Source organism: Streptomyces sp. NPDC030814 (genome assembly GCF_055572155.1).
Genome location: NZ_JBVIDX010000021.1, coordinates 79,045 through 92,208 on the forward strand (window position 1 = coordinate 79,045; position 13,164 = coordinate 92,208).

The following is a 13,164-nucleotide window of genomic DNA, read 5'->3' on the forward strand; positions in this document are numbered from 1 at the left end:
AATGCGTGGTGTACGGAATTGTCTCAGCTGTAACACGTCAAAGGCGGACCCGCTTCCCGCTACGGGAAGTGAGGTCCGCCTCGACGAATCGCTCTACGGAAGCCCTGGTCGGAAGACTCAGGCGACCGGAACGATGTTCACGACCTTGCGGCCACGGCTGGTGCCGAACTGCACCGCACCGGACTGCAGCGCGAACAGCGTGTCGTCGCCGCCGCGGCCGACGCCCGCGCCCGGGTGGAAGTGGGTGCCGCGCTGGCGGACCAGGATCTCACCCGCGTTGACGACCTGACCGCCGAAGCGCTTCACGCCGAGCCGCTGGGCGTTCGAGTCGCGACCGTTCCGGGTGGACGATGCGCCCTTCTTGTGTGCCATCTCTCCTCAGTCCCTTACTTCGCAGCCGTGGGGATCTCAGTGACCTTGATCGCCGTGTACTGCTGGCGGTGGCCCTGACGACGGCGGTAGCCGGTCTTGTTCTTGTAGCGCAGAATGTCGATCTTCTGGCCCTTGTGGTGGTCCACGACCTCGGCCTGGACCTTGATGCCGGCCAGCACCCACGGGTCGCTGGTCACAGCGTCGCCGTCGACAACGAGCAGGGTCGAGAGCTCGACCGTGTCGCCAACCTTGGCGGTGGAAATCTTGTCAACCTCAACGATGTCGCCGACAGCAACCTTGTGCTGGCGACCACCGCTGCGCACGATGGCGTACACGCGGATCTCACTCTCTCGCTCGGGAACGGCACCCCCGCAGTCCAGCCACCCGGCATGCGGACGGCCTCTCCCGGGGCGCCCGGCGCCCGGAAGGATGAGGTTTACGGGGATGTGGCGCGTCTGCTTACGGACACGCCGACGGTCAAGGTTACGGGGCGACGCTCGAACGGGTCAAACCGAGCCCCGCCGGACGCCCGCGGTCCTCACCCGGTCGGCTTCTCGCCGTCCGCCGGCAGCGGCTTCACACCCTTGCAGAGGTCCGTGGTGTCGGACCTGCCCGGGTACGCGACACGGATCACCTGGTCGAAGTGGGCCTTGTACATGTCGTGCACGGCGTCGTCGTCGACCTTGACGATCGACTCGTCGTTCTCGCGCAGCGCGGGCCCCGTGTAGTTGCCGGACCCAGTGAAGCTGATCTTGTTGCGGACCCCGTCGTACATGCCGTCCACGAGGATGTACTTGGAGTGGATGATGTACGGCGTGGTCAGCTTCTGACCGGGGTTCAGCGGGTCCCGGTCGTCGTTGTAGCAGCGCACGGTCGGCCCGCCGGAGGTGTGCATCTTCTCCCAGGTGCCCGGCGTGCCGCCCGAACTCTTCGCACTGTCCGACTCGGCGTACACGATGCTCACGTTGCAGCCGGCCTTCTTCAGCGCGACCAGCTTCTCCGCGATCGCCATCCGCGTGATCTTGAAGATCGCCACCCGCACCCAGGTCCTCCGGGTGACCCCGCCGGTGTCCTTGTAGGAGCACTGCACGTTGTTGAGCACCGAGTACACGCTGTCGGTGGCCCGGGTGTTCCCTGCGCGGGGGAAGAAGTACGCCTTGTAGAGGCCGTTGCTGACGGTCCGGTACTCCCAGCCCGCCCAGTCCCGGGCCACCATGGTGTCGAAGTAGTCCGCGTAGGCGTCGTACATCGTCGGGTTGTTCGGCAGCAGCAGCGCGTCGTTGAAGAACTTGGTGTGCGCGGAGGGCGTCGAGTTCGAGGTGGTCTGCACGACGACGTTCCTGGCGCCCTCGACCGCGGAGAACAGCCAGAACTTGTTGTGCATGATCGACTGCCCGTACTTCGGGTCGCCGAGGCAGGACTTGTCGACGGGACAGGTCGCGATGTACGAGCCCTTCGTACGGTCGGTGCCGAGGGCGGCGGCGAGGCTGCTGTACGCGGTGTTGGCGGGGCGGTCGCTGATGCTCGACTCGTCGAGCAGGACCTGGACGTTGACGCCCCGGTCCTTGGCGGCGACGAGCGCGTTGACGACGGGCGCCTCCCACACGTGGTAGACGGCGACCTTGATGGTGGAGCCTGGCAGCGCGGCGGCCGTGAGGTCGATGAGGCGCGTGCGGATGGCGAGTTGCTCGCTCTCCTCGCCCAACGGGTCGTTGAAGACGGGCCCTTCGGTCCAGGTGGGGGCGGCCTGCGCGGTCCCGGCGGACACCGCCGTGTGCACCCCGGCCGCCGACAGGACGGTGGCCAGCGCCACCGCCTTGCGCGCTGCCCCGACCGGCCCCACAGCACGGTGCCGCCTTGTCCTCGTCAGGCGCGCACGCGCCATGCGATCCCCTCCCCGTTCCCCGCTCACGGTCCCGGGCACTTGCTTCCACGGGCGGACCGCGTTGTCGGGGTAGTGCTTCAACGCTCTTGCTCGTACGACTACGTGAGTCTTGCAGGCGTCTGCCGGTGATCCAAGAGGCGGAAGGTGCTTACGCGCCAAAAGCGCCTCCCAAACGCCCCCAAACACCCCGGCGTTGTGTGAGGTTTCTCCCCCTGTCGGGGCAACGCGAAGGCCCCCGCCCGGCAGTTGATCCGCCGGACGGGGGCCTCAGTCCGGGGCGGGCCGTGGCCCGCCCCGTGGGGCTCAGCTCTCCTCGGTCGAAGCGGTGACCGTGTTCGACGCCTGCTCGGCGGCGACCGTGGTCTTCTTCGAGGCCGACTTCTTCGTCGCCGCCTTCTTGGCGGTGGCCTTCTTCGCGACCGTCTTCTTGGCCGCCGTCTTCTTGGTGGCGGCCTTCTTCGCCGTCGCCTTCTTGGCCGTCTTCCGCGCCGTCGCCTTCTTGGCGGGCGCCTCGGACGCCTCCGCGACCTCGGCGGCCTCCTCGGCCGGAGCCTGCGCCGTCTCCTCCGCCGAGGCGGACGGGACGACCACCACAGCGGCCTCCTCCGACGCGGTGGGCGCCGTCGCCTTGCGCACGGCACGCCGCCTCGGGCGGGCCGGAGCCGCGCTCTCGGCAGCGGCGACCGCCTCGGGCTGCTCCGCCGCCGCTTCCACGACCGGCTCGGCCACGGCTTCGACGACCGGCTCCGCGACGGACTCCGCCACCGTCACGACGGCGTCGTCCGCGGCCGTGCCGGCGGGGGCACCCGCGGGCGCGGACACCTTCCGGGTCGCCCGACGGCGCGTGCGGCCCTTGGGCGCGGCCTCCTCGGCGCTCACCGCGGCCGGCGTCTCGACGACCGGGTCCTCCACCGCGACCGGCTCGGCCTCGGCGGCCTCGCGGGACTTGGGAGCCCGCTCCTCGACCTCGTCGGACACGACCGCCGCCACGGTCTCCCGCCTCTTCGGCGCGCCCGAGGGCGCGGAGGCCCGACGGGTCACCCGGCGCCGCGAACGACCGCGCGTGACCGCGGCCTCCGCCTCGGCGACGCTGCTGTACAGCTCCTCGTCCGGCTCGAACTCCGGCGAGGGGAGCGCCACCGGCTCGGCGACCTCGGCGGCCACCTCCGCGACCTCGGCCTCGACAGGCTCCACCGTCTCGACGGTCTCCGTCTCGACGGTCTCCGGCTCGACGGCCTCGGGCGCGGCCACGTGCTCGTGGTCCTGCTCCGCGCCGCCCCGCCCGCGCTTGCGGCGCTTGCCGCCGCCACCGGCAGCCGTCGGCTGGTCCATGTGCACGATCACGCCACGCCCGTTGCAGTGGACGCAGGTCTCCGAGAAGGACTCCAGCAGACCCTGCCCGACCCGCTTGCGGGTCATCTGCACGAGGCCCAGCGAGGTGACCTCGGCCACCTGGTGCTTCGTACGGTCACGGCCCAGGCACTCCAGCAGGCGCCGCAGCACCAGGTCCCGGTTGGACTCCAGCACCATGTCGATGAAGTCGATGACGACGATGCCACCGAGGTCGCGCAGCCGCAGCTGACGCACGATCTCCTCGGCCGCCTCCAGGTTGTTCCTGGTGACCGTCTCCTCCAGGTTGCCGCCCTGGCCGGTGAACTTGCCGGTATTGACGTCGATCACGACCATGGCCTCGGTCTTGTCGATCACCAGCGAACCACCGCTGGGCAGCCACACCTTGCGGTCCAGCGCCTTCATCAGCTGCTCGTCGATGCGGTACGTCGCGAAGACGTCGACCTCGGAGGTCCACTTCTGCAGCCGGTCCGCGAGGTCGGGCGCGACATGGGAGACGTATCCGTGGATGGTCTCCCACGCGTCCCCACCGCTGACGATGACCTTGGAGAAGTCCTCGTTGAAGATGTCGCGCACGACGCGGACGGTCATGTCCGGCTCGCCGTACAGCAGCGTCGGGGCGTTGCCGCTCTTCGCCTTCTTCTGGATGTCCTCCCACTGCGCCTGCAGTCGCTCGACGTCACGGCGCAGCTCGTCCTCGCTCGCGCCCTCGGCGGCGGTACGCACGATGACGCCCGCGTCCTCGGGGACGATCTTCTTGAGGATGGTCTTCAGCCGGGCCCGCTCGGTGTCGGGCAGCTTGCGGCTGATACCGGTCATCGACCCCTCGGGGACGTACACCAGGTAGCGGCCGGGCAGCGAGACCTGACTGGTCAGGCGGGCGCCCTTGTGTCCGATCGGGTCCTTGGTGACCTGGACGAGGACCGACTGCCCGGACTTGAGCGCGCTCTCGATACGGCGCGGCCCGTTGGCCATGCCGAGTGCCTCGAAGTTGACCTCACCGGCGTACAGGACGGCGTTGCGGCCCTTGCCGATGTCGATGAAGGCGGCCTCCATCGACGGCAGCACGTTCTGCACCTTGCCGAGGTAGACGTTGCCGACGTACGAGGTGGCCTGCTCCTTGTTGACGTAGTGCTCGACGAGCACGTTGTCCTCGAGGACGCCGATCTGGGTGCGCTCGCCGCTCTGGCGGACGACCATGACGCGCTCCACGGCCTCGCGGCGGGCGAGGAACTCGGCCTCGGTGATGATCGGGACGCGACGGCGCCCCTGCTCACGGCCTTCCCGGCGGCGCTGCTTCTTCGCCTCCAGACGGGTCGAGCCCTTGATGGACTGCACCTCGTCCGACGGCTCGGTCTCCTTGGCGCGGCGCTCACGCGGTTCGCGGACCTTGACGACGGTGCGCTCGGGGTCGTCCGTCGCCGCCTCGGCCTCGCCGGAGGAGTCCCCGGCGCGGCGACGACGCCTACGGCGACGCCGGCTGCTGCTGGAGCCGGACGCCTCCTCGCGCTCGTCGGAGTCGCCCTCGTCCTCGGCGTCCTCGTCCACCTGCTCGGCGGTGTCCTCGGCGTCCTGAGCGGCCTGCTCGGCGCCGAGGTCGTCGCCCTCGCCCTCGGCCGACTCGCCCCGGCGGCGACGACGGCCACCACGGCGACGGCGACGACGCGAACCGGTGGTCTCCTCCTCGCCGAACTCCTCGCCGTCGGCCTCGTCCTCGGCGGCCCCCTCGGGCTCCTCGGACTCGTCCGTCTCCCCGGCCTCGTCGGCCTCGGCGGCCTCCTCGGCCGTCACGGGCTCCGTCTCGGCGGGCTCGCCGCGGCGGCGGCGCCGACGACGCGAACCGCCGGTGTTCTCCTCCTCGGCCTGCCCGCCGAGGTCGGCGGTCTCGTCGCTCCCGGCGACCTCCGCCTCGGCCTCGGCGGCGGCCTGCGCGGCCGCCCGCTCCGGCGTCTGGAACATCGGCTCGGTGAACACCGGCGCCTGGAACACGGCCACGGCGGGCCGGGCGGGCCGCACGGGCGCGTCCTCGGCCGCGGACGCCGTCGGCTCGGAGAACCCGACGGCCGCCTTCCGGGCGACCCGGCGCCGGGCACGCCGTGCCCCGCCGTCCTCACCCTCGGCGGACGCCTTCCCGGCCGGGGCTGAGGGTGCCTGGGCAGGCGCGGGCTCGCCGACGGCGGCCTGAGCGGTCGCAGCGGCCGGGGTCTCAGCGGCGGGGGCCTCGGCCGACGGGGTGTCGGCGGAGGTCTCGCCCTCCGGGGTGCTCGTGGGAGCGGTCACCCGACGCGTGGCACGACGGCGCGTCCGGCGCGGCGCGGCCTCCTCGGCCGCCGCCTCGACGGGCGCGGCGTCCTGAGCGGGCTCGGCGGTGGCCGGGTCCGCGACGGCGGCAGGCGCGGTCTCCACCGGCGCCACGGTCTCCGGGGCCTTCGGGGTCTCGGCGGGGGCCGCCACGGCCTCGGCCGCCTTCGGCTCACCGGCGGGCGCGGAGGCACGGCGCGTGGCACGCCGGCGCGTACGCCCGGCGGGGGCGGCCTCGACGACCTCGGCGGCCTTGCTGTCCGCTTCCCCGGGGGAGGTTTCGGCGGTGGCCTCGGGCGCGGCCGACCCGGTGCTCTCGGCAGCCACCACGGTCTCGGTGCTCTCGGCGCCCAGGGGCGCGCCGGCGGGGGCCGACGCACGACGGGTGGCGCGGCGACGCGGACGTGCGGCGGGCGCGGCTTCCTCGGCGGGCGCGGACACCTCGGCGGCAGCGGGCGCCTCGGTGACAGCGGCAGTGCTCTCCTCGGCGGCGGCCGGCACGACGGTCTCAGCGATCTCGACGGCCTCGGCGCCCTTGGGGGCGCCGGCGGGCGCGGAGGCGCGGCGCGTGGCACGTCGGCGCGTGCGCCCGGCAGGCGCAGGCTCGGCTGTCTTGTCGGCTTCCGCGTCAGCGGTGGCCTCGATCTCAGAAGCCTCTTCGGCCTCGCCGGTCATAGCAGCCACATCACTCTCGGCATCCACGGCCTTCTCGTCGGTCACCACGGCCTCATCGGGCTCGACGGTCGCGAGGTCCGCCGGCTCCGCCGCCGACACGGTCGGCTCGACGGTCTCGGCGGACGCCTCGTTCGCCGTGGACGGCGGTCCCGCGGGGCGGGACGCGGCGCGGCGGCGACGGCGCGGCGGCAGGGTGTCGCTCGGCGTGTTGTGCTCGGAGCCCTGTGCGGACTCCGCGGGTTCGATCTGTTCGGGCATGCGGGCGTTTCTCCCGTCAGGCTCCCGGGCGCCGCACCCGGGTCCGGCGTGGCCGGTGACGTCCGCGGCTCGCGTCGTACGCGACTGCCGCCGTCCGGGGCGCGGGCGCCGCTCGGGAGCTCTCTGTGTCCTGTCTCGCCGGTTCCGTCCGCCGTGTTGCGGACGGCCTGGCGAAAGTCTTGTGGTGGGTGCGCTGCCCGACCCAGGTGGCTCCCGGATACGAGGGCGGCGCTACGACGTCAGTCCTACGCGGAGCCTTCCGGCGCCGACGCCTTCGCGGCGGCAGTGGGGGCGGCCGTTGTGAGGGCCGCCGCTGCCTCGCGGTCGGGCGCGAGCGGGTCGGTCACCGTGCCGGTCTCTTCATCGAACAGCCCCTGCGCCAGCCTGGTCACCGCTGCGGGGACCGGCGGCGCCAGGTCGGCCACGGCGCGGAGACCGGACAGGACGTCGTCGGGTCGTACGGCAGGCGTCACGTGCCGAACAACCAGCCGCAGTATCGCACAGGGCTGGTCGGTCGGCCTATCAGCCTCTGGACTCCGCTTCTCGGAACCGTCGACGCTGTCGAGCTCGACCACGGCGACACGGGCGTCGAACGTCCGTACGCCGTTCTTGGTCATGCGCTGGACCTCGACGGCGTCGGCCGCGTTGAAGGCCGCGACCGCGCGGGCGGCTTCCGCCGGGTCCACGCCGTCCAGCCGCAGCTCCCAGACGGAGGCCGTGAGCCGGTCGGCGAGGCCGGAGGTGCGGGCCTCGACCGCGTCGACGATGTCGAGCCCGGCGGGCAGTGACTCGTCGAGGAGGAGCCTGAGCTTCTCCGGGTCACGCGCGTCCGTGAGCGCGATCTCCAGATACTCCGCCTCACTGCCCGTGCCGGTGGGTGCGGCATTGGCGTACGACACCTTCGGATGCGGCGTGAACCCCGCCGAGTACGCCATGGGCACCTCGGCGCGGCGCAGCGCACGCTCGAAGGCGCGCTGGAAGTCACGGTGGCTGGTGAACCGGAGGCGGCCGCGCTTGGTGTAGCGCAGTCGGATGCGCTGCACCGCGGGTGCGGGCGGCGGGCCTTCGGGCTGTCGCTTGCCCAGTGTCGTTCATTCCTTCGTGAGAGCGGTCGTACTGCTACCAAGAGTACGTGCCTCGGCGGCTCCCGGTTCCCGCCGGGCGACCGGCGTCGGTTCCGTCGGCTGTCCGAAGAGTGCCGAGCGCACACCGGCGCGGGCCTGCCGGAGGGACTCACGGGCGGTGTCCAGCGCCTGGCGGGCGGTGCGGCCGACGGTGCGCGCGGCAGCGGCGGCGGGCTTCCAGAGGACGTCCCGCACGACATGGCCGACGGGGGTGAGGACGGTCCGGTACGCCCAGCGCGTCGGCTCGACGACGATCCACCGGAAGACGGTGGCCAGTGCCCGTCCGACGGCCAGCGACACCCGTCCGGCGATCCGCCAGGCATGGCCGAGCGCGTCCCGCACCTCGCGTCCCACGACGGCGAGGGCCCGCCCGACCGGCGCGAGCACCCACCGCCACAGCGCGAGCGCGGGCAGCACGAGCAGGACGCGCAGCGTCCAGTAGAGGCCGAGCCCGAGCCCGGTGAAGATCATCCGTATGAGTCGGACGACTCCCCCGGCCGTCCACGCGAGGGCGTGGCCCACGGGCGTCAACACGTACCGGTACAGCCACACGGCCGGTACGACCACGAGGTACCGCACCAGCCACGCCACGACGGTGAACACCCCGAGCCCGACGGCCGCGATCCCGCGCCACATCCCCCTGGCCAGCCAGACAAGCCCCCGCGCGAGCGGCACCAGCGTCCACCCGCACAGCCACACGAGCCCGGCCCGGAGACCTGTGGCGCCCCAGGCCAGCCCGGCCCGGACACCCGCCGCCGCCCACGCGACGGCGCGGCCGACCGGGGACAGGACGTACCGGTAGAGCCAGACCAGCGGCAGGACGAGCAGCCAGTACCCGAGCCGGCCGAGCCCCTTGGCCACCGGTACGACGACATGGCGCCACAGCGCCACCCACGGCCACACGAGGACGGCCTCGGCGACCCACAGCAGGGCCCGCCCCACGGGCCGCAGCACGGTGTCGCTCAGGAACCGGCCCGCCGCGACGAGCGCGTCCCACGCCATCCGCACCGGAAGAACCAGCACCAGCACGGCGATCCGTACGGGAATCCGGATCGCGACGGTGAGGCACCCCTCGGGTGTCTCAGGCGCGGGCGTCCGCCGCGGGGGCGTCCGCCCCGCCGACGGCTCGGCGGGCTGCGGCGCGGGCCGCTTCTCCAGGTCCATGCCGACCAAGACGCCGTAGCGACCCTGTCCGGATGCAGCCCCGCACCCTCGACTTCGTCACGGGCCCGACCGGCCCGCCACGCCTGCCTTCGGGCAGGTCACCCCGTCAGGGCCGACCGAACGGGGTCCGGAGGTGGAGACGGAAGGGACAGGTGTACGGGGCCCGGCATGGTGGTCTGCTCGCTGCTCATCTCGTACGCCTCCCGTAGCCCCCGGAAACGCCGAGAGGCGCCCGGACAGGATCGTCCGAACGCCTCTCTACGCGCTACGCGCACTCGACTGCCGAGACGATGCCCGGGTCCCGCCGAGGGGCGGGGAAGCGGCGTGCACCGCGTGGGGCGGGGAGCCGGCTCGCGCTCCTCGCGCCGAGCCCTCGAAAGGCTTCGGTGCGGTCCGCCTCGGGTACGTCGGCAAGCGTCTCAGCCATCCGCCGGATGGCATCGCCGCAGGTAACGGCTACTTTTTGACCGTGAGCGGCAGCAGCTTCTTGCCGGTGGGGCCGATCTGGATGTGGGTGTCCATCTGAGGACACACCCCACAATCGAAGCACGGCGTCCAGCGGCAGTCCTCGACCTCCGTCTCGTCGAGGGCGTCCTGCCAGTCCTCCCACAGCCAGTCCTTGTCGAGACCGGAGTCGAGGTGGTCCCAGGGCAGGACCTCCTCGTAGGTGCGCTCGCGGGTGGTGTACCAGTCGACGTCCACGCCGAAGTCGGCGAGGGCCTTGTCGGCGCAGCTCATCCAGCGGTCGTAGGAGAAGTGCTCGCGCCAGCCGTCGAAGCGGCCGCCGTCCTCGTAGACGGCGCGGATGACGGCGCCGACCCGGCGGTCGCCGCGCGAGAGCAGGCCCTCCACGATGCCCGGCTTGCCGTCGTGGTAGCGGAAGCCGATGGAGCGGCCGTACTTCTTGTCGCCGCGGATCTTGTCGCGGAGCTTCTCCAGACGCGCGTCCGTCTCCTCGGCGGAGAGCTGCGGCGCCCACTGGAAGGGGGTGTGGGGCTTGGGGACGAACCCGCCGATCGACACGGTGCAGCGGATGTCGTTCGACCGGGAGACCTCACGGCCCTTCGCGATCACGTTCATCGCCATGTCGGCGATCTGGAGGACGTCGTCGTCGGTCTCCGTCGGCAGGCCGCACATGAAGTACAGCTTCACCTGGCGCCAGCCGTTGCCGTAGGCCGTGGCGACGGTCCTGATCAGGTCCTCTTCCGAGACCATCTTGTTGATGACCTTGCGCATGCGCTCGGAGCCGCCCTCGGGCGCGAACGTCAGACCGGACCGCCGGCCGTTGCGCGTCAGCTCGTTCGCCAGGTCGACGTTGAAGGCGTCCACGCGGGTCGACGGGAGCGACAGACCGATCTTGTCCTCCTCGTACCGGTCCGCCAGGCCCTTCGCGATGTCGCCGATCTCGCTGTGGTCCGCGGAGGACAGGGACAGCAGGCCGACCTCCTCGAAGCCGGTCGCCTTCAGGCCCTTCTCGACCATCTCGCCGATGCCCGTGATGGAACGCTCGCGCACCGGGCGGGTGATCATGCCGGCCTGGCAGAAGCGGCAGCCGCGGGTGCAGCCGCGGAAGATCTCCACTGACATGCGCTCGTGGACCGTCTCGGCGAGCGGCACGAGCGGCTGCTTGGGGTACGGCCACTCGTCCAGGTCCATGACGGTGTGCTTGGACACCCGCCACGGCACACCCGACCTGTTCGGGACGACGCGGGCGATACGGCCGTCGGGGAGGTACTCGACGTCGTAGAAGGCCGGGATGTACACCGAGCCCGTCTTCGCGAGGCGGAGCAGGACCTCCTCGCGGCCGCCGGGACGGCCCTCGGCCTTCCAGGCGCGGATGATCTCGGTCATGTCGAGAACGGCCTGCTCGCCGTCGCCGATGATCGCCGCGTCGATGAAGTCCGCGATCGGCTCCGGGTTGAAGGCCGCGTGGCCGCCGGCCAGGACGATCGGGTCGTCGAGGGTGCGGTCCTTGGACTCCAGGGGGATCCCGGCGAGGTCCAGGGCGGTCAGCATGTTCGTGTAGCCCAGCTCCGTGGAGAAGGACAGGCCGAACACGTCGAAGGCCTTCACCGGGCGGTGGCTGTCCACCGTGAACTGGGGCACCCCGTTGTCACGCATCAGCTGTTCGAGGTCGGGCCACACGCTGTAGGTGCGCTCGGCCAGGACGCCCTCGCGCTCGTTGAGTACCTCGTAGAGGATCATGACGCCCTGGTTGGGCAGGCCGACCTCGTAGGCGTCCGGGTACATGAGCGCCCAGCGGACGTCGCAGGCGTCCCAGTCCTTGACGGTGGAATTGAGCTCGCCGCCCACGTACTGGATCGGCTTCTGCACATGCGGGAGCAGGGCCTCTAGCTGTGGGAAGACCGACTCGACAGACATCGCGGGGGTTACCTTCGTGAGCTGACAGGGGTGACCATCTAGCGTAACGCCCCTGGAGCCACCCCTCGCACGCCGGCGTTCCCCGCACCCGGGCCCCTCAGAAGGCCCCCTCGGCCGTGATCGTCCGCCATGCCTCCGGCAGCGCCGCCTCCGCGAGCTCCGCCCTGCGCTCCTCCCTCCCGTACAGCACGCCGTACGTGAAGGAGCTCTCTCCCGCCTGGTCGGCCTGGAACGCCATGTCCCGCAGGGCCTCACGGGCCATCACGCTGTCCTGGTGGTCGCCGAGCAGGGACTGGAGGGACTTCATGTCCCGCGCGAGCTGCTTGGCGGGCTCGCCGAGGAGCGGGGTGGCCGCCTCGGCCGCGTACCGGGTGCGCTTGGCCTTCTTGCGGGCCTCGTGCATGGCGAGGTCCCGCTCAGTGCCGGACGGCTGGGCCAGAGCCTCCTCCACCAGGTCCGCCACCTTGCCGAAGGCCCGGGCGACCGCCTTGCCGATCACCTTCTCCGGATCGCCCCCGGCCCCCTCGACCAGCGGCGGCTCGGCGATCACGGCGTCCAGGGTCCGCAGGAGCGCCAGATACCGCTCGCCGTCCAGTGCGGCGAGCAGAGCGCGCCGGGACCCGGTGCTCCCTGCCTCCACCCACGTCCGCATCCGGGTCCGCACCGCACCGACGACCAGCCCCTCGGGCAGTTCGGCGAGCGCCTCGGTCACGCGCTCCGCCAGTACCTCGTGGTCCCGGCCGATGCCCAGCTCCCCCGCCAGCCACTTCAGTTCCGCACCGATCGGGTCGGTGACGGTACGGTCCAGCACCTTCCCGTACGACTTGAAGGTGCTCCGCAGCCGACGGGTGGCCACCCGCATGCTGTGCACGGAGTCGAAGAGGTCCCGGCGGACGGCCGGGTCGAGCTCGACGATCGCGTCCCGCTGGACGCGGATGTACGCGAGGACGTGCGCGGCGGCGCCGCGGGGCTCCCCGGCGCCGCCCCCGCCGCCCTTCTTCCCGCGCTTGCCGTTCTCGGCCTCGGGCTTCCCGGCCGTCTCCCGCAGGGCTCTCGCCAGTTTCGACGGTGACGCGGACGGCCGTACGCCCGCCTTGCGCAGCCTCTTCTCGACCTTGTCGAGGAACGCCGGATCTCCGTCGTCCGCGAGCTCCACCTCGATCTCGGACCACTGCGCGGTACGGCCGCCGCCGGTGAGCCGCTCGGCGTGCACGGCGTCCACACTGACCTCGGCGAGCAGGGCACCGTCCGCGTCGAGCAGATCGCTGACGTCCCGTGTGGACCGGAGCCTGACCAGAGGCACCAGCTCCGCCTCACGGACCCGGGAACGCACGAGCCCCGCCAGATCGCGGGGCAGCGTGTCGGACAGCGGGGCGCGGATCTCGTCCCGTACCCCCGAGGAGACGGGGAACTTCAGATGCCAGCCGGCGTCGGCGCCCCCGGTGCGGCGCCGCAGTGTGATCGAGGCGGCGGCGAGACGTTCGTCGGGGGTGTCGTAGTAGACGGCGTCCAGCTCCGCCACGCCCTTGTCGATGACCGTCGCGACACCGGCCACACCGGTCAGATCCGGCAGGCCGCTCTCGTCGGACTCGTACTTACGCTCGATCTCGCGCTTGGTGTCCGCCATGAACCGAATCTAGTCGGCACGGCGGC

At 71.9% G+C, this 13,164-nt stretch carries 8 protein-coding genes; all 8 read right to left on the reverse strand.

What is annotated here, in order from left to right:
* Positions 1-117 precede the first annotated feature (117 nt).
* Positions 118-372 carry a 50S ribosomal protein L27 gene (gene rpmA, locus ACZ43N_RS32535; protein ID WP_468102637.1) on the reverse strand — a complete coding sequence of 85 codons (255 nt, stop codon included), beginning with the start codon at positions 370-372 and terminating at the stop codon, positions 118-120.
* 14 nt (positions 373-386) lie between these two features.
* On the reverse strand, positions 387-707 hold the full coding sequence (gene rplU, locus ACZ43N_RS32540) for a 50S ribosomal protein L21 (protein WP_003990208.1): 321 nt from the start codon (positions 705-707) through the stop codon (positions 387-389).
* A 203-nt stretch (positions 708-910) separates the two neighbouring features.
* Positions 911-2,257, reverse strand: a complete 1,347-nt coding sequence (locus ACZ43N_RS32545) for a phospholipase D-like domain-containing protein (RefSeq protein ID WP_468102638.1) — start codon at positions 2,255-2,257, stop codon at positions 911-913.
* Positions 2,258-2,560: 303 nt separating this feature from the next.
* On the reverse strand, positions 2,561-6,841 hold the full coding sequence (locus tag ACZ43N_RS32550) for an Rne/Rng family ribonuclease (protein ID WP_468102639.1): 4,281 nt from the start codon (positions 6,839-6,841) through the stop codon (positions 2,561-2,563).
* Between the two features lie 245 nt (positions 6,842-7,086).
* A complete protein-coding gene (locus ACZ43N_RS32555) occupies positions 7,087-7,884 on the reverse strand; it encodes a TIGR03936 family radical SAM-associated protein (protein ID WP_468102640.1) in 798 nt (265 codons plus the stop codon).
* Between the two features lie 48 nt (positions 7,885-7,932).
* Positions 7,933-9,129 (reverse strand): hypothetical protein, encoded by a 1,197-nt coding sequence (locus ACZ43N_RS32560; RefSeq protein WP_468102641.1) that lies wholly within the window; start codon positions 9,127-9,129, stop codon positions 7,933-7,935.
* A 456-nt stretch (positions 9,130-9,585) separates the two neighbouring features.
* Positions 9,586-11,511, reverse strand: coding sequence for a TIGR03960 family B12-binding radical SAM protein (locus ACZ43N_RS32565; protein ID WP_468102642.1), 1,926 nt, complete (start codon positions 11,509-11,511; stop codon positions 9,586-9,588).
* A 97-nt stretch (positions 11,512-11,608) separates the two neighbouring features.
* A complete protein-coding gene (locus ACZ43N_RS32570) occupies positions 11,609-13,138 on the reverse strand; it encodes a CYTH and CHAD domain-containing protein (protein WP_468102643.1) in 1,530 nt (509 codons plus the stop codon).
* Positions 13,139-13,164 lie beyond the last annotated feature (26 nt).